The following is a 22210-nucleotide window of genomic DNA, read 5'->3' as shown; positions in this document are numbered from 1 at the left end:
TTTACAAAAAATAATTCTACCTAAAAAGACTTAATTAAGAATTTTTAGATAAAATTATTTCTTATGGTTAAAGCAAAAAAACAATACGGACAAAATTTTTTAATCGATAAAAGCGTATTAGCAAAAATCATCCAAGCCATACCCAAAGAGATGAACAATATCATTGAGATTGGGCCTGGCTTAGGTGATTTAACGCAAGAACTTTTAAAAATTTCTCAAGTAAAAGCTTATGAAATCGATAATGATCTCATACCTATTTTAAAAAAGAAATTTCAAAAAGAACTTGAATGTGGAAAATTTAACTTGATCCATCAAGACGCAAGCGAAGCTTTTAATCCTAGTCTTGATGAAAAACCATATTTTTTGGTTGCAAATTTGCCTTATTATGTTGCAAGTCACATTATATTAAAAGCTTTAGAAGATAAAAATTGTCTAGGGCTTATTGTAATGGCACAAAGGGAAATGGCTGAAAAATTCTGCGCTAAAGAAGGAAATAGTGAGTTTTCTTCCTTAGGTGTTTTAAGTGCAATGATTTGCGAAAGAAAAATACTTTTTGATGTTGATCCACAATGTTTTAATCCTCCACCAAAAGTTATGTCAGCGGTGATGAGTTTGATTAAAACTAAGGATTTTGATGAACTTTGCGAAATAGAAAATTTCAAAAATTTTCTAAAAGATTGTTTTAAAGCTCCTAGAAAACAACTCTTAGGAAATTTAAAAACATATAAAGCAAAAGTTTTAGAAGTTTTAAGCACTCTTGGCTTAAAAGAAAACATCAGACCACATGAAATTTGCGTTGATTTATACCTTAAAATTTATGACAAATTAAAGGATGAATATGGACGAAAACAAAGAGATAAATAAAAACGAACAAAATCCGAACTCAAATTCAAAAAACAATAAACGCTATAAATATAAAAATCGTAGAAAAAAATTAGCTGATTCTTTGCAAAATGAAAATGATACTCCAAAAATTGATCAAAATTCCAACAAGGAAAATTCTGAAAACTCAGAAAATAAAACTGAGAAAAAAAAGAAGAAAAATCGCAATCTTCCTTCAAAACTCACAGGTAATGAAGATTGGCAAATCGCTCTTGCAGAATGCATAGAAGCTAACCGTATTTCACATGAAAACCGCTTACACCCTTTAAAATATAATAATTCTAGCGAGCATAAAATCCGCATCACTCCTTTAGGAGGTTTAGGAGAAATTGGTGGAAATATCAGTGTTTTTGAAACCAATAAAGATGCAATTATAGTAGATATAGGTATGAGTTTTCCTGATGGAACTATGCATGGGGTAGATATTATCATCCCTGATTTTGACTATGTAAGAAAAATTAAAGATAAAATTCGTGGTATAGTGATCACTCATGCACACGAAGATCATATCGGTGCAGTGCCTTATTTCTTTAAAGAATTCCAATTTCCTATCTACGCTACACCTTTGGCTTTAGGAATGATTTCAAACAAATTTGAAGAACATGGCTTAAAAGCAGAACGCAAATGGTTTCGCCCTGTAGAAAAACGCCGTGTTTATGAGATAGGCGAATTTGATATAGAGTGGATCCACATCACGCATTCTATCATTGATGCTTCAGCGCTTGCGATCAAAACAAAAGCAGGAACGATTATCCACACAGGTGATTTTAAAATTGATCAAACTCCAATCGATGGCTATCCAACAGACTTAGGACGTTTGGCACATTATGGAGAAGAAGGGGTTTTATGTCTTTTAAGCGATAGTACAAATTCGTACAAAGAAGGTTATACAAAAAGTGAAAGCTCCGTAGGGCCAACTTTTGATCAAATCTTTGCACGTACCAAAGGCAGGGTGATCATGAGTACTTTTAGTTCTAATATCCACCGCGTTTATCAAGCTATCACTTATGGTTTAAAATACGGTAGAAAAGTTTGTGTGATCGGTCGTTCTATGGAAAGAAATCTTTATACCACTATGGAATTAGGCTACATCAAACTTGATAGAAAAATTTTCATCGATGCTGATGAAGTAAGCAAATATAAAGACAATGAAGTGCTTATCGTAACTACAGGAAGTCAAGGCGAAACCATGAGTGCGCTTTATAGAATGGCAACTGATGAGCATAAATTTATAAAAATCAAACCTACAGATCAAGTGATTATTTCAGCTAAAGCCATACCAGGAAATGAAGCAAGTGTTTCTGCGGTGCTTGACTATCTTTTAAAAGCAGGAGCTAAAGTAGCGTATCAAGAATTTAGTGAAATTCATGTAAGCGGACACGCTAGTATAGAAGAGCAAAAACTTATGCTAACCCTTACCAAACCTAAATTTTTCTTACCGGTTCATGGAGAATACAATCACATCACTAAACACAAAGAAACAGCGATGAAGTGCGGTATCCCTGAAAGAAATATTTATCTTATGAGTGATGGCGATCAAGTAGAACTTTGCCAAAAATATGTCAAACGCATAAAAACCGTAAAAACAGGTAAAGTTTTTGTAGATAATCAAATCAACAAACAAATCGCCGATGATGTAGTTATAGATCGCCAAAAACTTGCAGATAGTGGTATAGTAGTTATTATCGCACAAATTGACAAAGCTACAAAAACACTGATCAACAAACCAAGAGTATTTAGCTATGGGCTAGTAGCTGACAAACACGATCATGCTTTTAGCAAAGATATGGCTGAAGTTTTAGGACAATTTTTCATCAATGTTAAAGATGAAGTACTCAATGATCCAAGATTTTTAGAAAATCAAATCCGCCAAGTTTTAAGAAAACACATCTTTAGAAAGATTAAAAAATACCCAACCATAGTTCCAACTATTTTTGTAATGTAAAAAAGGGCAAAAACGCCCTTTTTAAGGAAGATCAAATGAGAATTAATAAATTTATATCCCATAACACCCGCTATTCACGCCGTGAAGCCGATGAACTTATCAAACAAGGCTTAGTAAAAATAAACAACAAAATTGCCCTTTTAAGCGATGAAGTTAAATTTGATGATAAAGTTTTTGTTAAAGGTAAAAGAGTACAAAAAAGAACGCAATTTAGCGTGATAATCTACCATAAACAAAAAGGTGAAATTGTCAGTAAAAAAGACGATCGTGGAAGAAAAACTATATATGATACCTTGCCAAGACAATTTAGTACTTGGCTTAGCGTAGGTAGGCTGGATTATGCAAGTGAAGGCTTACTTTTGCTTACAGATTCTCCTGTGATTGCCGATGCTTTAATGCATAGCGATTTAGAAAGAGAATACTACCTTAAAGTTAAAGGCACGGTGAGCAAACAAGTCATCGAAGCCATGCAAAATGGACTTGAGATTAAAAATGAAAAAAAAGGCGCACATGCAAAAACTAAAATTACCTCTATGAGTTTTGCTCCTTTTATAGACTTTGAAATTTTTGGATCAAGTGGAGGCTATACTAAGCTTAGAGTGGTTATAAATGAAGGTAAAAATAGAGAGCTTAGACGCTTTTTTGGACATTTTGATCTTGAAGTCATGGATCTTAAGCGTGTTGCTTTTGGGGCTTTAGATCTTGGTATGTTGAAGGCGGGAAAACATCGTTATTTAGAAAATGGCGAATATGAAAAATTAAGAGATTTTTTGAAATTTAATGAAATAAGATATTGACCATTATATACAAAAATTTAAAAAATAATGATAATTTTTAAATTCTAAAAATTCTATTTTTATCCTTTTTAAAAGGAAAATAATAGAAAAATTTCATCAAATTCCTTGACTTTGAAAACAAGATTTTATATACTCTCATTTCAATTTTTATAAATTGGTTAGTTTTTAACTAACGAGTTCTTTTTAAAGGAAATATTATGGAAAGAATTAGGCTTAAGCTAAAAGCTTATGACCATCGAGTACTAGACAGAACAGTTGCAGCAATCGTAGAAGCTGTTAAAAGAACAGGTGCGGATATTAGAGGTCCGATACCAATGCCTACTAAAATCAAACGCTATACAGTTTTAAAATCTCCACACATTAACAAAGATTCTCGTGAGCAGTTTGAAATAAGAATTCACGCGCGTATGCTAGATATAGTAGCAGCGACTCCAGATACAGTTGATTCTTTAACGAAGCTTGATTTAGCGCCAGAAGTAAGCGTTGAAGTAAGAGCTATGGGTAAGTAAGGATAAGATATGGAATATATTGTAGAAAAAATTGGAATGAGCAGAACAATTACTAATCCAAGTATCGCTGTAACTTTACTAAGAGTTGTAAATGCAAAAGTATGTGAAGTTGAAGGCGGAAAGGCTTTAGTAGCATATCCAAAAGGTAAAGCAAGTAATAAATGTGTCGCAGGACAACAAAAAAAATACAATCTTTCTGCAGAATACAATAGATTTGCGACTTTAGAAGTAGCAAATACTGAAGCAGGAGATTTAGATGAAACTCCATTAAATGAAGCAAAAATTTTAAAAGTAAGCTTTAACACTAAAGGTAGAGGTTATAGCGGTGTTATGAAAAGACATAACTTCGCAGGGGGTCCAGCAAGTCACGGTTCGAGATTTCATAGACGCCATGGATCTATTGGTAATAGAGAATGGCCAGGTCGTGTTCAACCAGGTATGAAAATGGCAGGACACTATGGAAATACTAAAGTGACCATTAAAAACGAAGTTGTATCTTATGATGCTGAAAATAAAATTTTAGTAGTTAAAGGTGCAGTACCAGGTTATAATGGTGCCATGGGTAAAATAAGGATTGCAAAATGAGTAAAGTAGTTGTTTTAAATGATAAATTAGAAAAAGCAGGTGAACTTGATTTACCTTCAAAATATGCGGAAGTAAATCCACACAATCTTTACTTGTATGTAAAATCTTACCTTGCAAGTTTAAGAGCAAATACAGCTCATACTAAAGGTAGAAGTGATGTAAGTGGTGGTGGTAAAAAACCTTGGAGACAAAAAGGTCGTGGCGGTGCTAGAGCGGGTTCAACAAGAACTAACGTTTGGGTAGGCGGTGCGGTTGCTTTTGGTCCAACAAATGAAAGAAACTACTTCCAAAAAGTAAATAAAAAACAAAAAAGATTGGCGCTTGAAAGAGCTTTAGCAGATAAAGCAGCTAAAGGTGTGTTATTTACTGCTGATTCTTTGGCTATTGAAAGTGGTAAAACAAAAGATGCAAACGCTGTGATTAAAAAACTTGGCGTCAAAGATGCTTTAATCGTTAAAGATTTACTAGATGAAAAAACACTTTTAGCTTACAGAAATTTAGCAAATTGCTATGTAGTTGATGTAACTGAAGTAAATGCTTATTTAGTATCTGTATTTAATGCTGTTATTATGGAAAAATCAGTGTTAGAATCTATTACAAAAGAGGGATAATTATGGCAGATATTACTGATATAAAGACTATACTTTACACAGAAAAAAGTTTGAATTTGCAAGAGCAAGGTGTCGTAGTTATTCAAACTTCGCCAAAAATGACTAAAACAGGCTTAAAAGCGGTTTTAAAAGAGTATTTTGGTGTAACTCCAAAAAGCATCAATTCCTTAAGAATGGATGGAAAAATTAAGCGTTTTAGAGGTCGTTTAGGTCAAAGAAACAATTACAAAAAATTCTATGTTAAGCTACCTGAAGGTGTTAGCTTAGAAAATACGGAGGCTTAAGATGGCAATTAAAACTTATAAACCATATACTCCAAGTAGAAGATATATCACAGGTTTAAGTTCTGAAGATATTACAGCTAAACCAAGTGTACGCTCACTACTTGTTAAACTTCCAGCACACGCGGGTCGTAACAGCTATGGAAGAATTACAAGTCGTCATAAAGAAGCGGGTGCTAAAAAACTTTACAGAATTATTGATTTTAAACGTCGTAAATTCGGTATAGAAGGCAAAGTAGAAGCAATCGAGTATGATCCATACAGAAATTGTAGAATTGCTTTGATTGCTTATAAAGATGGGGAAAAAAGATATATTCTTCAACCACGTGGATTAAGCGTTGGTGATATCGTTGCAGCTGCTGAAAGCGGACTTGATATTAAACCAGGTAACGCAATGAAACTTAAAAACATTCCTGTGGGTACTATTGTTCATAATGTTGAGTTAAAACCAGGTAAAGGCGGTCAAATGATTCGTTCTGCGGGTGCTTACGCACAACTTATGGGTAAAGAAGAAAAATATGTTATTTTAAGACTTGCAAGCGGCGAAATGAGACAAGTTTTAGCTGAATGTATGGCAAGTATCGGCGAAGTAGGTAACGAAGAATGGGCTAATGTAACTATCGGTAAAGCAGGTAGAAATCGCCATAGAGGTATCCGCCCGCAAACTCGTGGTTCTGCAATGAACCCAGTAGATCACCCGCACGGTGGGGGTGAAGGTAAGAAAAATTCAGGCCGTCATCCAGTAACTCCATGGGGTAAACCAACTAAAGGTGCGAAAACTCGTCGTAAAAAAGCTAGCGATAAGCTAATAATTTCAAGAAGAAAAGGAAAGTAAGATGGCTAGATCACTAAAAAAAGGTCCTTTTGTTGATGATCATGTAATGAAAAAAGTCATCGCTGCTAAAAAGGCTAATGATAATAAACCAATTAAAACTTGGTCAAGAAGAAGCACAATTACTCCTGATATGATAGGACTTACATTTAATGTTCATAATGGTAAAAGCTTCATTCCGGTTTATATTACTGAAAATCACATCGGTTATAAACTTGGTGAATTTGCTCCAACACGCACATTCAAAGGGCATAAAGGCTCTGTGCAAAAGAAAATTGGTAAGTAAGGGATAAGATATGAGTAAAGCATTAATTAAATTCATAAGATTATCTCCAACTAAAGCAAGATTGATTGCTAGAGAAGTTCAGGGGATGAATGCAGAATTAGCTATGGCTAGTTTAAAATTTATGCCAAATAAAGGTGCAAAATACATCGCAAATGCAATTTCAAGTGCAGTAGCAAATGGTGGCTTTGAAGCAAACGAAGTGGTTGTAAAAAGTTGTCGTGTTGACGCAGCTGCGGTATTAAAAAGATTTAGACCAAGAGCTAGAGGAAGTGCAAGTCGTATTAGAAAACCAACTTCACATATTTTAGTAGAAGTGGCAAAAGCAGAAGTGAAAGCTGAAGAGAAAAAAACAGTAGCTAAAAAAGCTCCAGCAGCTAAAAAGACTACTACAACAAAAGCTCCAGCTAAAAAAACAACAAGCACTAAAAAAGCAACAGCGAAAAAGGAAAGCTAATGGGACAAAAAGTTAATCCAATTGGTCTAAGACTAGGAATCAATAGAAATTGGGAATCAAGATGGTTTCCGACTAAAGCAAATTTAGTAGAAAATATCGGTGAAGATTACAAAATCAGAGCTTTCTTAAAAAGAAAACTTTATTACGCAGGAATCAGTCAAATTTTAGTAGAAAGAACTGCTAAAAAACTTCGCGTTACTGTAGTTGCTGCAAGACCAGGTATCATCATCGGTAAAAAAGGTAGTGATGTTGATAATTTAAGAAAAGAATTGCAAGATTTAATCGGTAAAGATGTAAATATCAATATCAAAGAAGAAAGAAAAGCAGGAGCTTCAGCTCAACTTGCTGCTGAAAGTGTTGCAACTCAACTTGAAAAAAGAATTGCTTTTAGAAGAGCGATGAAAAAAGTAATCCAAGGTGCGCAAAAAGCAGGTGCTAAAGGGATTAAAGTTTCAGTTTCTGGTCGTTTAGGCGGTGCTGAAATGGCAAGAACAGAATGGTATCTTGAAGGACGCGTTCCACTTCATACTTTAAGAGCAAAAATTGATTATGGTTTTGCAGAAGCTAGAACTACTTATGGAAACATAGGGGTTAAAGTATGGATCTTTAAAGGTGAAGTATTGCACAAAGGTATGCAACCTGAAAAAACTGAAGAAAGTGCTCCAGCTAAAAAGCCAAGACGCACAAGAAGGGGTAAATAATCATGTTAATGCCAAAAAGAACTAAATATCGCAAAATGATGAAAGGGCGTAACAGAGGTTATGCTAATCGTGGAACAGAATTTACTTTTGGTGAATTTGCATTAAAAGCAACTGAAGCAGGACGCATTAACTCACGCCAAATCGAAGCAGCGCGTATCGCTTTAACTCGTTTTGTTAAAAGACAAGGAAAAACTTGGATTAGAGTTTTCCCAGATAAGCCTTTGACAAAAAAACCTTTAGAAACTCGTATGGGTAAAGGTAAAGGTGCTGTTGAAGAATGGGTAATGAATATCAAGCCAGGTCGTATTATTTATGAAATGGCAGGAGTAAGCGAAGAAATGGCAAGAGAAGCATTGACTTTAGCTATGCATAAACTTCCATTTAAAACTAAGTTTGTTACAAGAGAGAGCCAAAATGAAATATACTGAGATTAAAGATAAAACAGCAGCTGAGCTTGCAACAATGCTAAAAGAAAAAAAGGTGCTTTTATTCACTTTAAAACAAAAGCTAAAAACAATGCAACTTACTAATCCAAAAGAGATTAGCCAAGTAAAAAAAGACATTGCTAGAATAAATACAGCAATTAACGCTTTAAGATAAGGATAGAAAATGGCATTTAAAAGAGAAATTCAAGGCGTTGTTGTTAAAATCGCTGGTGAAAAAACCGCAAGTGTTTTGGTTGAAAGAAAAGTGGTTCATCCAAGATATAGAAAAATTGTTAAACGCTTTAAAAAATATCTAATTCATGATGAGAGAAATGAAGTTAAAGTGGGTGATACTGTTGTTGCAGTAGAATGCAGACCACTTTCAAAAAGAAAATCATTTCGCTTAAAATCTGTATTAGCTACAGGAGTTGAGTAATGATTCAAAGTTTTACAAGACTTGCAGTTGCTGATAATAGCGGTGCAAAAGAATTAATGTGTATCAAGGTTTTAGGGGGTAGCAAAAGAAGATACGCTACCGTAGGTGATGTAATCGTTGCATCTGTTAAAAAAGCTTTACCAAATGGAAAAGTTAAAAAAGGTCAAGTGGTAAAAGCGGTTATCGTTAGAACTAAAAAAGAAATTCATAGAGATAATGGTTCTTTGATTCGTTTTGATGAAAATGCTGCGGTTATTCTTGACAACAAAAGAGAGCCTATCGGAACTCGTATCTTTGGGCCAGTGGGCAGAGAAGTTAGATATGGTGGCTTTATGAAAATCGTTTCACTAGCACCGGAGGTATTATAATGGCGGTTAAATTAAAAATCAAAAAAGGTGATAGCGTTAAGGTTATCACAGGCGATGATAAAGGTAAAACAGGTAAAGTTTTAGCGGTATATCCAAAAACACTTAAAGTGGTAGTTGAAGGATGTAAAATCGCTAAAAAAGCTATTAAGCCGAGTGAGAAAAACCCAAATGGTGGTTTTATCAATAAAGAAATGCCAATGGATATTTCCAATGTGGCAAAAGTTCAGGAGTAAGCGATGATGAGATTAAAAGAAAAATATAATCAAAGCATTAAACCTGCATTGGTTAAAGAATTTGATATTAAAAATCCTATGCTTATCCCTGTGATCGAAAAAGTAGTTATCAGCGTAGGTGCTGGTGAGTTGGCTAAAGATCAAAAAGTATTGCAAAATGTTGCAGATACTATTTCTTTAATTGCAGGACAAAAGGCTGTGATTACTAAAGCTAAAAAATCAGTTGCAGGATTTAAAGTTCGCGAAGGTTTTCCTGTGGGTGTAATGGTAACTTTAAGAAAAGAAAATATGTATGCTTTTCTTGATAAATTAATTTCTATTGCTTTGCCAAGGGTGAAAGACTTTAGAGGTTTAAGTAGAGATGGTTTTGATGGACGCGGAAACTATAACTTCGGTCTTGATGAGCAGTTGATGTTCCCAGAAGTGGAGTATGATAAAATTTTAAGAACTCATGGTATGAACATTTCTATAGTTACAACAGCACAAAATGACAAACAGGCACAAAAGTTATTAGAACTTATCGGTGTGCCATTTACAAAAGGAAAGTAAGATGGCTAAAAAATCAATGATTGCAAAAGCGGCACGCAAGCCTAAATTTAAGGTTAGAGCTTATACAAGATGCCAAATTTGTGGGCGTCCGCATTCGGTTTATAGAGATTTTGGAATTTGCAGAGTTTGCTTAAGAAAAATGGGCAATGAAGGTTTGATTCCAGGTCTTAAGAAAGCAAGTTGGTAAGGATAAAATATGATAAATGATATTATTTCAGATTCACTCACTCGTATCAGAAATGCAGGAATGAGAAAGCTTGAAACAACCAAGCTTTTACATTCTAAAGTTGTAGAAGCTTTAGTTGGAATTTTTCAAGCTAAGGGCTATATTGAGAGTTTTAATGTTATTGAAGAAGATAAAAAGAAATTTATCAATGTAGTTTTAAAATACGATGAAAAAGGTAAGAGTGTTATCAATGAGCTTAAAAGAATTTCTAAGCCTGGTCGTCGTGTTTATAAAGGTAAAGATGAAATCAAGCGTTTTAAAAATGGTTATGGTACTATCGTAGTTAGCACAAGTCATGGCGTTTTAGCTAATGATGAAGCTTATAAAGCAGGTGTTGGCGGCGAAATTTTATGTACCATTTGGTAAAAAATCTGCTTTTTATGGCATTGGGTATCCATTCTTTTAAAAAAGTAGAAATATCCTAGACAAATAAAAAGGAAAAATATGTCTCGTATAGGTAAACAACCGATTGCTATTCCAGCAGGAGTAGAAGTAAAATTAGAAGGAAATTTGCTTAAATTTAAAAAAGGAAATTTAGCAAAAGAACTTGATACTAAAGCAAATGTAAATGTTGAGATTAAAGATAATAATATTCTTTTTTCTCCAAAAGGTGAAGACAGACAAAGTAGAGCTTATTGGGGAACTTACAGAGCTTTAGCTTACAATATCGTTGTAGGTTTAACTCAAGGTTTTTCAAAAACTCTTGAAATCAATGGAGTTGGTTATAAAGCAGCTTTAAAAGGTAAAGTTTTAGAACTAAGCCTTGGTTTTTCTCATCCTATTAATTATGATATTCCAGAAGGAATTGAAATTGTAGTGGATAAAAATACTATTGCAGTTAAAGGAAGTGATAAACAAGTTGTAGGTCAAGTTGCTGCTCAAATTCGTGAATTTAGACCACCAGAGCCATATAAAGGAAAAGGCGTTAAGTATTCTGATGAACGCATTATCCGCAAAGCTGGTAAGACATCTAAGAAGTAAGGGTAGAATATGAGAGCAAATGTATTAAAAAGAAAACTAACTTTAAGAATCAAAAGAAAAAAAAGAATTAGAGCGAAAATTTCAGGTTGTGAAAATTTTCCAAGAATTTCTGTATTTAAATCAAACAGAACTCTATATATCCAAGCGATTGATGATGTAAAAGCTGTAACTTTAGCAGCAGTTGATGGACGCAAACTTGGCGTTAAAGCAAATAAAGAAGGTGCTAAAAAAATCGCTGCTGAATTTGCTAAAACTTTAAAAGCTAAAAAGATAGAACAAGCTGTTTTTGATAGAAATGGTTATGTATATCATGGTGTTATCGCAGCATTGGCTGAATCTTTAAGAGAAAATGGCATTAGGCTATAAGGGGTAAATCGATGGAAAAATATAATAGAGAAGAATTTGAAGAAGTAATCGTCGATATCGGCAGAGTTACTAAGGTTGTTAAAGGTGGTAGAAGATTTAGATTTACTGCTTTAGTTATCGTTGGAAACCGCAAAGGTTTAGTAGGTGTTGGTTATGGTAAGGCTAAGGAAGTTCCAGATGCCATCCGTAAAGCTGTTGACGATGCGTTTAAAAATATCGTTGAAGTTAAAACTAAAGGCTCAACTATCGCTCACGATGTAGAGGTAAAATATAACGCAAGTAGAATTTTACTTAAACCAGCTAGTGAAGGTACAGGAGTTATTGCAGGTGGTTCTACACGCCCTATCGTGGAACTTGCAGGTATTAAAGACATCTTAACCAAGTCTTTGGGTTCAAATAATTCAGCTAATGTGGTTCGTGCTACAATCAAAGCTTTAACAATGTTAAAAGGATAAGAAGATGAATTTAACAAAAGCAGCGGGTTCAACGCATAAAACTAAAAGAATTGGCCGTGGTCAAGGTTCTGGCATGGGTAAGACTGCTACTAAAGGGGGTAAAGGTCAAACTGCTAGAAAAGGTTATAATGAAAAAAGAGGTTTTGAAGGGGGTCAACAACCACTTCAAAGAAGACTACCAAAAGTAGGTTTTACTTCTAAAATTCAAAAACCTTATGTGATCAATGTTGAAAAAATCACAGCTGTAAAAGAGCTTAGTGAAATTACATTTGAGAGCATTAAAAGTGTTCACAAAATTTCAAAATCTGTGAATAAAATCAAATTAATTGGTGCAAGTGCAAAAGACTTAGTATCAAAAATCAAAGACGAGAATATTAGCGTCACCGGATCAAAATAATGAATAGAGCATTGACGAATAAGATTTTAATCACCTTAGCATTTTTATTTGCTTATAGGGTTCTGGCTTATGTGCCAGTTCCTGGCGTCAATGCTGATGTGATTGCGGAATTTTTTAATAACAATCAAAACAATGCTTTGGGTTTATTTAATGTTTTTAGTGGTGGAGCGGCTGAACGCTTTTCTATCATTTCTTTAGGTATTATGCCTTATATTACTGCTTCTATTATTATGGAGCTTCTTGCAGCAACTTTTCCAAATATTGGTAAGATGAAAAAAGAGCGTGATAGTATGCAAAAATATATGCAAATTATCCGTTATGCGACTATTGTGATTACTTTGGTTCAAAGTATAGGCGTTGCTATAGGTTTGCAAAGCTTGCACGGTCGTGGTGGTGCAGGGGCTATAATGATAGAAGATTTAAATATGTTTATCGCACTTTGTGCTATTTCTATGCTTGCTGGAACTATGCTTTTAATGTGGCTTGGCGAACAAATCACACAAAGAGGTATAGGAAATGGTATTTCTTTAATCATTTTTGCAGGTATTGTTTCAGGTATTCCAAGAGCGATTTCAGGAACTGTAGGACAAATCAATTCAGGCGAGATGAATTTCTTAACCGCTTTTGCAATTTTTGCTTTGATTTTAATCACCATAGGGGTGATTATTTATATAGAACTTGGAGAAAGAAGAATTCCTATTTCTTATTCTCGTAAAGTTGTAATGCAAAATCAAAACAAACGCATTATGAATTATATTCCTATTAAACTCAATCTTAGTGGGGTTATTCCACCGATTTTTGCTAGTGCGATTTTGATGTTTCCAACAACAATTTTACAAACTAGTACAAATCCTTATCTACAAGCCATTAATGACTTTTTAAATCCAAATGGTTATTTGTTTCATGTTCTAACTTTCTTGTTTGTAATTTTCTTTGCTTATTTTTATGCTTCTATCGTATTTAACGCTAAAGACATAGCAGAAAATTTGAAAAAACAAGGCGGTTTTATCCCTGGAATTCGTCCAGGTGAAGGAACTTCAAGTTATCTTAACGAAGTGGCTTCTCGTTTAACTTTATCAGGTTCTATTTATTTAGGGCTTGTTGCAACCTTACCTTGGGTTTTGGTGAAATTTATGGGTGTGCCTTTTCATTTTGGCGGCACTTCTGTACTTATTGTAGTTCAAGTAGCACTTGATACGATGAGAAAAATTGAAGCTCAAATTTATATGAGTAAATACCAAACTTTAAGTGCGGTAGGTTTGTAATAAATAAAATTAGCAAGATTTTTCTTGCTAATTTATTCTAGGTTTTTGCTTTAAAAATAAAAACACAATGCACACTATAAAAATTACTATTGACCATATTAAAAAAGCATCTACAAGACCCATTTGTCTAACGATAGGTTGAGAGATAATAGGACTTAAAAATTGTCCTAAAAATATACAACTTGCTAAAATTCCATAAGCCCTAGAGCGAGCATTTTCAGGACAGATTGAAAAAAGATAAGCCGTATTATTTACAAGCATAATACCTCCACCCATTCCAAGCAAAGCTAAGGCGATTAAAACTGTGAAAAAGCTATCTACTAAAAAAAGCAGCAAAAAAGAACAAGATACGATAAAAAGAGTTAAAACATAGATAGTTTTAATACTTAAGAATTTTATAATATATCTATAGCTTAGAGAGAAAAAACCATAACATAGTGCAGATACAGACATCGAAATACCTATATATTTAGGATCCAATCCCAAATGTTCTTCTATATAGTAAGGAAGTTGAGTTGGCGAAATATAATAAACTACCATGATAAAAAAACCTATAAAATAGATAGGGAAAAATTGCCAATAATTTGTTTTTGTTTCTATTTTTGTATGATTATAGAATTTAAATTTTCTAGGTTCAAAAAGATAAATGATAGCCATTAAGGTAATTAAAATTCCAAGTCCATATACCAAAAAAGGATAACGCCAAGAATAACTTGAAACAAATCCCGCAATAGAAATAAAAACAGCACCCCCTACCGCACAAAAAAATCCTTGAAGACTTAAAGCATTTTCTCTGCGATTAAAGCCACCACGACTATAATAATCCCCAAGCAAAGCCGAAGCGCCTGTCATTATAAAAGCAGTTGCCATACCAAAAATAGCTCTTGAAGTCAGTATAGCATAAATATCATTTAAGAAAAAGCCACTTATCCCAGAAAGAGTCCAAACCACCATAGCTGGAAGAATGAATTTTAATTTGCCAAATTTATCCATTAAAATACCAGCAAATGGAGATAAAATGACAACAAAAATAGCAGGGATGGTTAAAACTAAGCGAACAAGTATATCAAGATGAGCTAATGTGAAACTTGAAGTAAGAGTAGCGCCACTTTGGGTTAAAAGTTCTTCAAAATGTCTGTTGATAGCAGGTAGAGCAGATGAAATGACCACACTTCCTAGCATAGTCATAGCAGCCATAGAAAACACAGCTGCTTTAAATCCGGACTTTTCAGTAATTTGAATTATTTTTTTATCCATTTTTGTGTCATTTGGATGAAATTTATAAGTTTTGTCATTCATAATTTTTACCTTTTTTATTTTATTATACTCCAAAAATTATGGTTTGTATTTAAAATTACTTAAAATTATATTTTATTTATTTTGTTATGATAGTTTTGTTTTTAAAATATTTTAGCTTGATTAAAATATATTTTATAAGTAGAATTTTAAATATTTTTAGCTAAATTCAGCTTTTTATTTAACAAGGGTGCAAAATGAAGAAAAATTTAATCATAGTAGAATCTCCTGCAAAAGCTAAAACCATAGGAAATTTTTTGGGAAAAGATTATGAAGTTATCGCTTCTAAAGGACATATTAGAGATTTGCCTAAATCAAGCTTTGGGATTAAAATAGAAGATGATGAATTTATCCCTGAGTATAGAATCACAAGTGATCATAGCGCCTTAGTTAAAGAACTTAAAAGTAAAGCCAAAGATGCCAAAGAAGTCTATCTTGCAACGGATGAAGATAGAGAAGGAGAGGCTATAGCCTATCATATTGCAAAAGCTATAGGAAAAGATGAAAACACCTTACCACGCATTGTTTTTCATGAAATCACTAAAAGCGCTATAGAAAATGCTTTAAAAAATCCAAGAAAATTAAACATGCACTCTGTAAATGCTCAGCAAACCAGACGTCTTTTAGATCGCATTGTAGGGTATAAGCTCAGCCCTTTATTAGGACAAAAAATTCAAAGAGGACTTAGTGCTGGGCGTGTTCAAAGTGCGGCTTTAAAGATCATAGTCGATCGTGAAAAAGAAATTCGTGCCTTTGTACCCCTAGAATACTTTAGTATTGATATGATTTTTCAAAAAGATTTAGATGCAGAACTAGTTGAGTTTGATAAAGCCAAGATAGAAAAACTTACCATTACCAACAAAGATCGTGCTAAACTTATACTAGAAGCTTGTAAAAATGAAGTTTATAGTATAAGTGACATTGAAAGCAAAGAAAGAAAAATCGCTCCGCCGCCTCCTTTTATGACTTCAACTTTACAACAAAGTGCCAGCAATCGCCTTGGTTTTAACCCTAAAAAAACCATGATGATAGCTCAAAAGCTCTATGAAGGAGTAAATACCCATGAAGGCGTGATGGGGGTTATTACTTATATGAGAACCGATAGTTTAAATTTAGCCAAAGAAGCAGTAGAAAATGCAAGAAAATTCATACAAGCAAATTTTGGCAAGGACTATCTTCCAAGCAAAGCAAATGTATATACTACAAAGACTAAAGGCGCTCAAGAAGCTCATGAAGCTATACGCCCTACAAATTTAAGTTTTACTCCAGAAATTGCGGCTAAATTTTTAGACAAAGATGAGTTAAAACTTTACACACTTATTTACAATCGCTTTTTAGCCTGTCAGATGAGTCCTGCTATCTCTCAAACTCAAAATGTATTTGTAAAAAATGATAGAGCAGTTTTTAAAATAAGCGGTAGAAAAATCCTTTTTGATGGATATTATAAAGTTTATGGTGATATGGATAAGGATAAAATTTTGCCAAATTTTAAAATAGGCCAAAATTTAAAAGTGCAAAATTTAGAAATGAACTCACATTTTACCGAACCACCTTCAAGGTATTCAGAAGCAGGACTTGTAAAAAAACTTGAAAGTTTAGGCATAGGTCGCCCTTCTACTTATGCACCAACCATTTCTATACTTACAAGCCGTGATTATGTAACAATAGATAAAAAACAACTCATTCCTAGCGATGTTGCTTTTAATGTAACCGAAGTGCTTGAGAAAAATTTTAGCGATATAGTAGATAGTAAATTTACTTCAAACCTTGAAAATACCCTAGATGAAATCGCAGAAGATAAAGCAGATTGGCAAGAAACTTTAAAAGAATTTTACTATCCTTTTATGAGAAAAATCGAAGAAGGAAAAACAAAAATAGCTAGTCAAAAAACTGTCACAAAACTAGGCGAAAGTTGTCCTGATTGTGGCGGAGAGCTTGCTATTAGAAAAGGGCGTTTTGGAGAATTTGTAGCGTGTTTAAATTTCCCAAAATGCAAGTATTCAAGAAATTTAAAAAGTGAAAGCAAAAACGAAAGCGAAAATACAGCCGCAAAAGCTAAAGCTAATGGTACAGGCATTACTTGTCCAAGTTGTCAAAAAGGTGAAATCGTAGAACGCTTTTCAAAACGCGGTAAATTTTATGGTTGTAGTGCTTATCCAAAATGCAATTTTATAAGCAAATACAAACCAAGTGAAGAAAAATGCGAAGAGTGTGGCGAAACTTTAGTGATAAAAGAGCTTAAAAAAGGTACATTCTTAGAATGCTTAAAGTGCAAAATCAAAAAAGAAATGAAGGATTAGAATGCAAATCATGCTTTGTGCTATTTCAAATATAGCGAGTGGAAATTGTTCAGAAGACTGTAAATACTGCACCCAAAGTGCCCATGTAAAAACAGATATTCAAAAATATCGTCGTAAAGAACTTTCACAAATCGTTTTAGAAGCGAAAATGGCAAAGAAAAATGAAGCCTTGGGTTTTTGTTTGGTTACAGCAGGACTTGGGCTTGATGATGAAAAGCTTGAGTATGTTTGTGAGGCTGCTAAGGCTGTGCAAAAAGAAGTGCCTAATTTGCTTTTAATTGCTTGTAATGGTATGGCAAGCGTGGAACAACTCAAAGAACTTAAAAAAGCAGGAATTTTTTCTTATAATCACAATCTTGAAAGTTCTAAGGAATTTTTTCCACAAATTTGCACCACTCATACTTGGGAAAGTAGATTTCAAACCAATTTAAACGCTAAAGAAGCAGGACTTATGCTTTGTTGTGGTGGAATTTATGGTATGGGTGAGAGTGAAGAAGATAGACTAAGTTTTAGAAAATCTTTGCAAGAATTACAGCCTTTTTCAACGCCTATTAATTTTTTTATAGCAAATGAAAATTTAAAACTACAAGTTCCAAGACTTAATGCTGATGAAGCCTTAAAAATTGTTCGTGATACCAAAGAGGCTTTACCGCAAAGCGTGGTAATGGTAGCAGGTGGGCGTGAAGTGGTGTTGCGAGAAAGGCAGTATGAAATTTTTCAAGCAGGTGCTGGGGCTATTGTTATAGGGGATTATTTAACCACTAAAGGTGAAGAACCAAGTCAAGATATAATAAAATTAAAAGAAATGGGATTTACTTTTGCATCAGAGTGTCATTGATCCACAAGGTTTAATTGATCTAAAAATTCTTATTGTTATAGCTTTATGCTTACTTTTTTCTCCGCATATTGCAAAAATTTTACGCTTGCCTCTTTCAGCTACTGAAATTATTTTAGGGGCAATAATAGCATATTTTGGTTTCATAGGAAAAAGTGAAAATTTTGCACTTTTAGCAAATGTAGGTTTTTATTATCTAATGTTTATAGCAGGTATGGAAGTAAATTTAAGAGCCTTTTTTAATATGGATAAAGAAGTCGCCAAAAAAAGTTTTTTTTATATTTTTTTACTTTACGCTTTATCTTCTCTTATAGTATGGATTTTTGGACTTTCTTTAGTATTTGTTATCATTATACCTGTGATGAGTGTAGGGCTTTTATCTTTGCTTTTTAAGGATTTTGGAAAAGAGTGTTATTGGCTAAATATTGCTATGATAGTGGCTACTTTAGCTGAGGTGATTTCTATTGTGCTTTTGACTATAGCGGGAGCTTTTTTGCGCGAAGGAACAGGTATTATTGATGTAGCGCAAAGTATTTTATATCTTAATATCTTTTTGGGACTTTGTTTGCTCGGATTTAAAATGCTTGGTGTGCTTTTTTGGTGGTATCCTCAGCTTAAAGTTGTGCTTATGCCATGGGAAGATAAAAATGAAAAAGATATAAGATTTTGTATGGCCATTTTTATACTGATCATTGTTGCTATGGTTATTACAAAACTTGAAATCGTTCTTGGTTCTTTTATAGCAGGCTCATTTATAGCTACTTTTTTTGATCATAAAAAAGATCTTGAGCATAAGCTTTCTACTTTTGGACATGGGTTTTTGATCCCTATTTTTTTTATCCATATAGGTTCAACCTTTGATCTTAAAATGATTTTAGATTATAAAATCGTTTTACAAGCATTTTTACTTATGTTTGTTATGGTGGGTTTAAGAATTTTATGTGCAAGTGTTTTTTTAAAAAGAATTGGTTTTAAAAATATGATTTTATTTGGTCTTAGTCATTCTATGCCTTTAACCTTGCTTATAGCAACAGCTACTCTGGGTTATTCGGGCAAGGTTATTGATGAGAAACTTTATTCAGCGCTTATTTTAACAGCGTTATTTGAGGCTGTTATTGTTATGAGTATGATTAAATTTCTTTCTAATTCTAAAAAATGAAAGTTACTTTTTTACTCAAAAAAGCAAACAAAATCTTAAAAATTTAATAATAAAAAAACTCATAATCGTCCTTTTTTGTTAGAATTAATAAAAGTAACAATAAAAGGAGCGAAAATGTCAAATTCCGTTACTATAACCGATAATAGAAATGGAAAAAGCTATGAATTTCCTATATATGACGGTACAACTGGGCCAAGCGTTGTAGATATGTCAAGTTTTTATAAACAAACAGGAATGTTTTCTTATGATGAGGGCTTGACTTCTACAGCTACTTGTAAATCAAAAATCACTTATATTGATGGAGAAAATGGAATTTTAATGCACCGTGGCTATCCTATAGAGTGGCTTGCTGAAAACAAACTTTATTTAGATGTGGTTCATCTTTTACTTTATAAAGAATTACCTGATGCTACGCGTCTTGAAGCGTTTCGTTATGAAATGAAAAAACGTTCTTTTATCCATGAAGGTATGCACCGTCTTTTTGATTCTTTCCCTGATAATGCTCATCCTATGGCAGTTTTACAAGGTGCTGTTTCATCGCTTAGTGCTTTTTATCCTGATCATTTAAACATGAATGTAAAAGAAGAATATATGGAAATGGCAGCTAGAATAGTAGCTAAAATCCCTACTATAGTGGCCACCGCTTATAGATATAAACACGGCTTTCCTATGGCTTATCCAAATTTAGATCGTGGTTTTACAGAAAATTTCTTATATATGTTAAGAACCTATCCTTACGATCATGTAGAGCTTAAACCTATAGAAGTAAAAGCACTTGATACAGTTTTTATGCTTCATGCAGATCATGAGCAAAATGCTTCAACTTCAACAGTTCGTGCTGTGGGTTCAACTCATGCTCATCCTTATGCCTGTATAGCAGCAGGTATTGGTGCGCTTTGGGGTCATGCACATGGTGGAGCTAATGAAGGTGTTATTAGAATGCTTGAGCAAATAGGTAGTGTTGATAGGGTAGATGAATTCATCAAAAGAGCTAAGGATAAAAACGATCCTTTCCGCTTGATGGGCTTTGGGCATAGGGTTTATAAAAATTTTGATCCTAGAGCAAAAGTACTGAAAAAGCTTCGTGATCAACTTATTGATGAGTTGAGTATTGATACCAATCTTATTAAAGTAGCAACGCGTATAGAAGAGATTGCTTTAAGCGATGATTATTTTGTTCAAAGAGGGTTATATCCGAATGTTGATTTTCATAGTGGACTTATTTTAAAAGCCTTAGGTATTCCAAATGAAATGTTTGCTACTTTATTTGTTATAGGGCGCACCCCAGGATGGATAGCTCAGTGGATAGAACAAAAAGAGCAAGAAAGTCTTAAAATAGTCCGTCCAAGACAACTTTATTTGGGTGAAACTAGTAAAATTTAATTAAAATTTTTGTGGAAATTAAAAATTCCACAAAATCTTCTTGTATAATTTTAAAAAATCTTATAGAAAGTTTATAATCATGCTTAATCTTGATAAATTTTTAGAAATTGCTATAAATGCTAGCAATCAAGCTTCTAAAGCTATTTTAGAAGAGAGAAAAAATTTCAAAACTTGGGAAAAAGAAGATAAAAGCCCGCTTACATCAGCAGATCTTGCTTCTAATAAAATTCTAAATGATATTTTGGGTTCTACGGATATTAAAATTCTATCAGAAGAAAAATTACTCAGCAAAGAAGAGTGTGAAGAATTAAAAACTTTTTGGCTTATCGATCCTCTTGATGGAACAAGTGGTTTTTTAAAAGGCAGTGATGAATTTTGCGTTATGATAAGTTTGGTTCATGACAATCGCCCTGTTTTATCACTCATACAAAATCCATCAAAAGGTGATATATTCTATGCTCATGCAAAAACCAAGGTTTATAAAAACGATAAACCTTTGCAAATTGACCAGCAAGAATACGAGAAAAATAAATATAAAGCCTTATTGAGTGTTAATCATCTTAGCAAAGAAGATGAAGACTTTGCAAAAGAGCATCAATTAGAAGCTATTAATATAGGCTCTGGATTGAAATTTTGTGCTATTTTAGAGGCTAGGGCAGGAGTTTATAAAAGATTTGAAAAGCTTAATATTTGGGATATTGTAGCAGGAGATTTTTTGATTAATCAAAATGGAGGATTTATGGGAGATTTTTCTAAAAAATACATTTTATATAGCCCTTTAAATTATAAATCCAGTCCTTTTATTTGTGTTTCATCTAGGAATTTTTTACAAGATTTTTTATAAAATAAAGAGTATAATTTTATATTTAAATAGTTTATAAGGATGAAGATGAGGTATTGTTTCATTTTGTTTTTAAGTTTAGTTTTAAGTTCTAATCTTTTAGCGAATAATTTTTCTCAGAAAAAAGTTATTAAAATTGAAAAAAGCGCAGATAGTTTTGAAGTAATAGATCTAAATCAAAATGTTGCAAATCCAAATCTAAATCAACAAAAAGCATTGTTTGATAGTTCTACCTTGATTGAAAAAAAATCGCAAATCACCAAAGATAAAGATATTGATTTTGCCATTGTATTAACTTCTAGGAAAAATTTTGGTTATTTTTTAGATGGTTTTAGGGTGAGTGATAAGGAATTTTCTACATTATTTGCTAAAAATTTGATTCAAAGTTTAAAGCTTAATTGGGTTAATTCTGCTGCAAATGGTATTTATCAAAGTCCTAAAACTTTGTCATATTTTAGCCCTAAGGATGCAAAACTTATAAATGTAAGTCCTTTTTTAACACAAGAAAAAGATAAGGCTAAAATGTATGCCAAATTTACAGATTATGTTGTGGTGGTAAATTTGCAAGATTTTTATGTAAATATTACAAATTATTTTATCACAACTAGTAAAGAGGGTGTGGCTAATGTTAATTTTAAAATCATTTCTACAAGCAATGGAAAAATTCTTGTAGCAAAAAATGCAAAATTAAATTTGACATTAAAAAATCAAGATGCAAAGCAAAATTATCAAGATATTATAAACCAAATGCCAAAAATGCTAGCTGATGTTATCAAAAACCAAATTTTCCACCTAAAGCTCTTAAACTAAGC

At 33.1% G+C, this 22210-nt stretch carries 31 protein-coding genes; 30 read left to right on the top strand and 1 reads right to left on the bottom strand.

The features are described from left to right. Positions 1 to 63 precede the first annotated feature (63 nt). The 24 genes from rsmA (at position 64) to secY (ending at position 13584) form a co-directional block, all read left to right on the top strand. Positions 64 to 864: a 16S rRNA (adenine(1518)-N(6)/adenine(1519)-N(6))-dimethyltransferase RsmA gene (gene rsmA / locus FBE87_RS08665; RefSeq protein ID WP_002853083.1), complete on the top strand. Its 801-nt coding sequence runs from the start codon at positions 64 to 66 to the stop codon at positions 862 to 864. Next, positions 833 to 2827, top strand: a complete 1995-nt coding sequence (locus FBE87_RS08660; RefSeq protein WP_002864793.1) for a ribonuclease J — start codon at positions 833 to 835, stop codon at positions 2825 to 2827. Before rsmA ends, FBE87_RS08660 begins: the two co-directional genes overlap by 32 nt. A gap of 35 nt (positions 2828 to 2862) precedes the next feature. Next, a complete protein-coding gene (locus FBE87_RS08655; protein WP_002853086.1) occupies positions 2863 to 3624 on the top strand; it encodes a pseudouridine synthase in 762 nt (253 codons plus the stop codon). 197 nt (positions 3625 to 3821) lie between these two features. Further along, on the top strand, positions 3822 to 4133 hold the full coding sequence (rpsJ, locus tag FBE87_RS08650; RefSeq protein WP_002779353.1) for a 30S ribosomal protein S10: 312 nt from the start codon (positions 3822 to 3824) through the stop codon (positions 4131 to 4133). 9 nt (positions 4134 to 4142) lie between these two features. Further along, positions 4143 to 4718, top strand: coding sequence for a 50S ribosomal protein L3 (gene rplC, locus FBE87_RS08645; RefSeq protein ID WP_002864792.1), 576 nt, complete (start codon positions 4143 to 4145; stop codon positions 4716 to 4718). After that, a complete protein-coding gene (gene rplD, locus FBE87_RS08640; RefSeq protein WP_002851146.1) occupies positions 4715 to 5329 on the top strand; it encodes a 50S ribosomal protein L4 in 615 nt (204 codons plus the stop codon). Before rplC ends, rplD begins: the two co-directional genes overlap by 4 nt. A 2-nt stretch (positions 5330 to 5331) precedes the next feature. Continuing rightward, positions 5332 to 5613: a 50S ribosomal protein L23 gene (locus FBE87_RS08635; RefSeq protein WP_002851441.1), complete on the top strand. Its 282-nt coding sequence runs from the start codon at positions 5332 to 5334 to the stop codon at positions 5611 to 5613. 1 nt (position 5614) lies between these two features. Continuing rightward, complete coding sequence (rplB, locus tag FBE87_RS08630; RefSeq protein WP_002825501.1) at positions 5615 to 6445, top strand: 50S ribosomal protein L2; 831 nt, start codon at positions 5615 to 5617, stop codon at positions 6443 to 6445. 1 nt (position 6446) lies between these two features. Continuing rightward, a complete protein-coding gene (gene rpsS, locus FBE87_RS08625) occupies positions 6447 to 6728 on the top strand; it encodes a 30S ribosomal protein S19 (protein ID WP_002851509.1) in 282 nt (93 codons plus the stop codon). Positions 6729 to 6738: 10 nt separating this feature from the next. Next, complete coding sequence (rplV, locus tag FBE87_RS08620; protein ID WP_002855723.1) at positions 6739 to 7182, top strand: 50S ribosomal protein L22; 444 nt, start codon at positions 6739 to 6741, stop codon at positions 7180 to 7182. Further along, positions 7182 to 7883 carry a 30S ribosomal protein S3 gene (rpsC, locus tag FBE87_RS08615; protein WP_002851138.1) on the top strand — a complete coding sequence of 234 codons (702 nt, stop codon included), beginning with the start codon at positions 7182 to 7184 and terminating at the stop codon, positions 7881 to 7883. The genes rplV and rpsC overlap by 1 nt, the downstream gene beginning before the upstream one ends. A gap of 2 nt (positions 7884 to 7885) precedes the next feature. Further along, positions 7886 to 8311, top strand: coding sequence for a 50S ribosomal protein L16 (gene rplP / locus FBE87_RS08610; protein ID WP_002779441.1), 426 nt, complete (start codon positions 7886 to 7888; stop codon positions 8309 to 8311). After that, positions 8298 to 8483, top strand: a complete 186-nt coding sequence (gene rpmC, locus FBE87_RS08605; protein ID WP_002851566.1) for a 50S ribosomal protein L29 — start codon at positions 8298 to 8300, stop codon at positions 8481 to 8483. Before rplP ends, rpmC begins: the two co-directional genes overlap by 14 nt. A 9-nt stretch (positions 8484 to 8492) precedes the next feature. Further along, entirely contained in the window at positions 8493 to 8744 is a 252-nt protein-coding gene (gene rpsQ / locus FBE87_RS08600) for a 30S ribosomal protein S17 (protein ID WP_002851549.1), read from the top strand. Then, positions 8744 to 9112 (top strand): 50S ribosomal protein L14, encoded by a 369-nt coding sequence (rplN, locus tag FBE87_RS08595; protein WP_002779438.1) that lies wholly within the window; start codon positions 8744 to 8746, stop codon positions 9110 to 9112. The genes rpsQ and rplN overlap by 1 nt, the downstream gene beginning before the upstream one ends. After that, positions 9112 to 9345 (top strand): 50S ribosomal protein L24, encoded by a 234-nt coding sequence (gene rplX, locus FBE87_RS08590; protein WP_002779437.1) that lies wholly within the window; start codon positions 9112 to 9114, stop codon positions 9343 to 9345. Before rplN ends, rplX begins: the two co-directional genes overlap by 1 nt. Before the next feature lie 3 nt (positions 9346 to 9348). Next, on the top strand, positions 9349 to 9894 hold the full coding sequence (rplE, locus tag FBE87_RS08585) for a 50S ribosomal protein L5 (RefSeq protein ID WP_002851453.1): 546 nt from the start codon (positions 9349 to 9351) through the stop codon (positions 9892 to 9894). A 1-nt stretch (position 9895) separates the two neighbouring features. After that, positions 9896 to 10081, top strand: a complete 186-nt coding sequence (locus FBE87_RS08580; RefSeq protein ID WP_002851478.1) for a type Z 30S ribosomal protein S14 — start codon at positions 9896 to 9898, stop codon at positions 10079 to 10081. A gap of 9 nt (positions 10082 to 10090) precedes the next feature. Continuing rightward, positions 10091 to 10486 (top strand): 30S ribosomal protein S8, encoded by a 396-nt coding sequence (rpsH, locus tag FBE87_RS08575; RefSeq protein ID WP_002851353.1) that lies wholly within the window; start codon positions 10091 to 10093, stop codon positions 10484 to 10486. 78 nt (positions 10487 to 10564) lie between these two features. Continuing rightward, positions 10565 to 11101: a 50S ribosomal protein L6 gene (gene rplF, locus FBE87_RS08570; protein WP_002851302.1), complete on the top strand. Its 537-nt coding sequence runs from the start codon at positions 10565 to 10567 to the stop codon at positions 11099 to 11101. Between the two features lie 9 nt (positions 11102 to 11110). Then, a complete protein-coding gene (gene rplR / locus FBE87_RS08565) occupies positions 11111 to 11467 on the top strand; it encodes a 50S ribosomal protein L18 (RefSeq protein ID WP_002785535.1) in 357 nt (118 codons plus the stop codon). Between the two features lie 11 nt (positions 11468 to 11478). Further along, complete coding sequence (gene rpsE / locus FBE87_RS08560; protein ID WP_002779428.1) at positions 11479 to 11922, top strand: 30S ribosomal protein S5; 444 nt, start codon at positions 11479 to 11481, stop codon at positions 11920 to 11922. A gap of 4 nt (positions 11923 to 11926) precedes the next feature. Continuing rightward, positions 11927 to 12319, top strand: a complete 393-nt coding sequence (gene rplO / locus FBE87_RS08555; protein WP_002851292.1) for a 50S ribosomal protein L15 — start codon at positions 11927 to 11929, stop codon at positions 12317 to 12319. Continuing rightward, positions 12319 to 13584 (top strand): preprotein translocase subunit SecY, encoded by a 1266-nt coding sequence (secY, locus tag FBE87_RS08550; protein WP_002874310.1) that lies wholly within the window; start codon positions 12319 to 12321, stop codon positions 13582 to 13584. The genes rplO and secY overlap by 1 nt, the downstream gene beginning before the upstream one ends. A 27-nt stretch (positions 13585 to 13611) precedes the next feature. Here secY and FBE87_RS08545 read toward each other — a convergent pair whose 3' ends face one another. Then, entirely contained in the window at positions 13612 to 14883 is a 1272-nt protein-coding gene (locus tag FBE87_RS08545) for an MFS transporter (protein ID WP_052799266.1), read from the bottom strand. Between the two features lie 194 nt (positions 14884 to 15077). Between FBE87_RS08545 and topA the strand changes: the two genes are divergently transcribed. From topA to FBE87_RS08515, 6 genes are all read left to right on the top strand, one after another. Continuing rightward, complete coding sequence (gene topA, locus FBE87_RS08540; RefSeq protein WP_002867521.1) at positions 15078 to 17180, top strand: type I DNA topoisomerase; 2103 nt, start codon at positions 15078 to 15080, stop codon at positions 17178 to 17180. A gap of 1 nt (position 17181) precedes the next feature. Continuing rightward, on the top strand, positions 17182 to 18018 hold the full coding sequence (locus tag FBE87_RS08535) for a biotin synthase (protein ID WP_002873256.1): 837 nt from the start codon (positions 17182 to 17184) through the stop codon (positions 18016 to 18018). Next, entirely contained in the window at positions 17999 to 19174 is a 1176-nt protein-coding gene (locus FBE87_RS08530) for a cation:proton antiporter (RefSeq protein WP_002876072.1), read from the top strand. The genes FBE87_RS08535 and FBE87_RS08530 overlap by 20 nt, the downstream gene beginning before the upstream one ends. A gap of 114 nt (positions 19175 to 19288) precedes the next feature. Then, a complete protein-coding gene (locus FBE87_RS08525; protein ID WP_165433082.1) occupies positions 19289 to 20557 on the top strand; it encodes a citrate synthase in 1269 nt (422 codons plus the stop codon). Positions 20558 to 20636: 79 nt separating this feature from the next. Beyond that, complete coding sequence (locus tag FBE87_RS08520) at positions 20637 to 21401, top strand: 3'(2'),5'-bisphosphate nucleotidase CysQ (RefSeq protein ID WP_002851337.1); 765 nt, start codon at positions 20637 to 20639, stop codon at positions 21399 to 21401. A gap of 39 nt (positions 21402 to 21440) precedes the next feature. After that, the gene (locus tag FBE87_RS08515) at positions 21441 to 22208 is read left to right on the top strand and encodes a hypothetical protein (RefSeq protein ID WP_079263669.1); all 768 of its coding nucleotides are present in this window, start codon (positions 21441 to 21443) and stop codon (positions 22206 to 22208) included. The last annotated feature ends 2 nt before the right edge of the window (positions 22209 to 22210 follow it).

This window comes from Campylobacter sp. CFSAN093246, assembly GCF_012889415.1.
Classification (GTDB): domain Bacteria; phylum Campylobacterota; class Campylobacteria; order Campylobacterales; family Campylobacteraceae; genus Campylobacter_D; species Campylobacter_D jejuni.
The sequence above is the reverse complement of the archived record's forward strand: the minus strand, read 5'-3'. Positions and strand labels throughout refer to the sequence as shown.

Coding starts and splice junctions, on each gene's coding strand:
- rplO (WP_002851292.1), top strand. CDS start 11,927: ATGAATTTAACAAAAGCAGCGGGTTCAACGCATAAAACTAAAAGAATT.
- topA (WP_002867521.1), top strand. CDS start 15,078: ATGAAGAAAAATTTAATCATAGTAGAATCTCCTGCAAAAGCTAAAACC.
- FBE87_RS08635 (WP_002851441.1), top strand. CDS start 5,332: ATGGCAGATATTACTGATATAAAGACTATACTTTACACAGAAAAAAGT.
- rplX (WP_002779437.1), top strand. CDS start 9,112: ATGGCGGTTAAATTAAAAATCAAAAAAGGTGATAGCGTTAAGGTTATC.
- rplV (WP_002855723.1), top strand. CDS start 6,739: ATGAGTAAAGCATTAATTAAATTCATAAGATTATCTCCAACTAAAGCA.
- rplN (WP_002779438.1), top strand. CDS start 8,744: ATGATTCAAAGTTTTACAAGACTTGCAGTTGCTGATAATAGCGGTGCA.
- rpsQ (WP_002851549.1), top strand. CDS start 8,493: ATGGCATTTAAAAGAGAAATTCAAGGCGTTGTTGTTAAAATCGCTGGT.
- FBE87_RS08525 (WP_165433082.1), top strand. CDS start 19,289: ATGTCAAATTCCGTTACTATAACCGATAATAGAAATGGAAAAAGCTAT.
- FBE87_RS08545 (WP_052799266.1), bottom strand. CDS start 14,883: ATGAATGACAAAACTTATAAATTTCATCCAAATGACACAAAAATGGAT.
- FBE87_RS08520 (WP_002851337.1), top strand. CDS start 20,637: ATGCTTAATCTTGATAAATTTTTAGAAATTGCTATAAATGCTAGCAAT.
- secY (WP_002874310.1), top strand. CDS start 12,319: ATGAATAGAGCATTGACGAATAAGATTTTAATCACCTTAGCATTTTTA.
- FBE87_RS08580 (WP_002851478.1), top strand. CDS start 9,896: ATGGCTAAAAAATCAATGATTGCAAAAGCGGCACGCAAGCCTAAATTT.
- rpmC (WP_002851566.1), top strand. CDS start 8,298: ATGAAATATACTGAGATTAAAGATAAAACAGCAGCTGAGCTTGCAACA.
- FBE87_RS08660 (WP_002864793.1), top strand. CDS start 833: ATGAATATGGACGAAAACAAAGAGATAAATAAAAACGAACAAAATCCG.
- rplR (WP_002785535.1), top strand. CDS start 11,111: ATGAGAGCAAATGTATTAAAAAGAAAACTAACTTTAAGAATCAAAAGA.
- rpsE (WP_002779428.1), top strand. CDS start 11,479: ATGGAAAAATATAATAGAGAAGAATTTGAAGAAGTAATCGTCGATATC.
- rsmA (WP_002853083.1), top strand. CDS start 64: ATGGTTAAAGCAAAAAAACAATACGGACAAAATTTTTTAATCGATAAA.
- rpsJ (WP_002779353.1), top strand. CDS start 3,822: ATGGAAAGAATTAGGCTTAAGCTAAAAGCTTATGACCATCGAGTACTA.
- rplF (WP_002851302.1), top strand. CDS start 10,565: ATGTCTCGTATAGGTAAACAACCGATTGCTATTCCAGCAGGAGTAGAA.
- rpsH (WP_002851353.1), top strand. CDS start 10,091: ATGATAAATGATATTATTTCAGATTCACTCACTCGTATCAGAAATGCA.
- rplD (WP_002851146.1), top strand. CDS start 4,715: ATGAGTAAAGTAGTTGTTTTAAATGATAAATTAGAAAAAGCAGGTGAA.
- FBE87_RS08515 (WP_079263669.1), top strand. CDS start 21,441: ATGAAGATGAGGTATTGTTTCATTTTGTTTTTAAGTTTAGTTTTAAGT.
- rplC (WP_002864792.1), top strand. CDS start 4,143: ATGGAATATATTGTAGAAAAAATTGGAATGAGCAGAACAATTACTAAT.
- rplB (WP_002825501.1), top strand. CDS start 5,615: ATGGCAATTAAAACTTATAAACCATATACTCCAAGTAGAAGATATATC.
- rplE (WP_002851453.1), top strand. CDS start 9,349: ATGATGAGATTAAAAGAAAAATATAATCAAAGCATTAAACCTGCATTG.
- rpsC (WP_002851138.1), top strand. CDS start 7,182: ATGGGACAAAAAGTTAATCCAATTGGTCTAAGACTAGGAATCAATAGA.
- FBE87_RS08655 (WP_002853086.1), top strand. CDS start 2,863: ATGAGAATTAATAAATTTATATCCCATAACACCCGCTATTCACGCCGT.
- rpsS (WP_002851509.1), top strand. CDS start 6,447: ATGGCTAGATCACTAAAAAAAGGTCCTTTTGTTGATGATCATGTAATG.
- FBE87_RS08535 (WP_002873256.1), top strand. CDS start 17,182: ATGCAAATCATGCTTTGTGCTATTTCAAATATAGCGAGTGGAAATTGT.
- rplP (WP_002779441.1), top strand. CDS start 7,886: ATGTTAATGCCAAAAAGAACTAAATATCGCAAAATGATGAAAGGGCGT.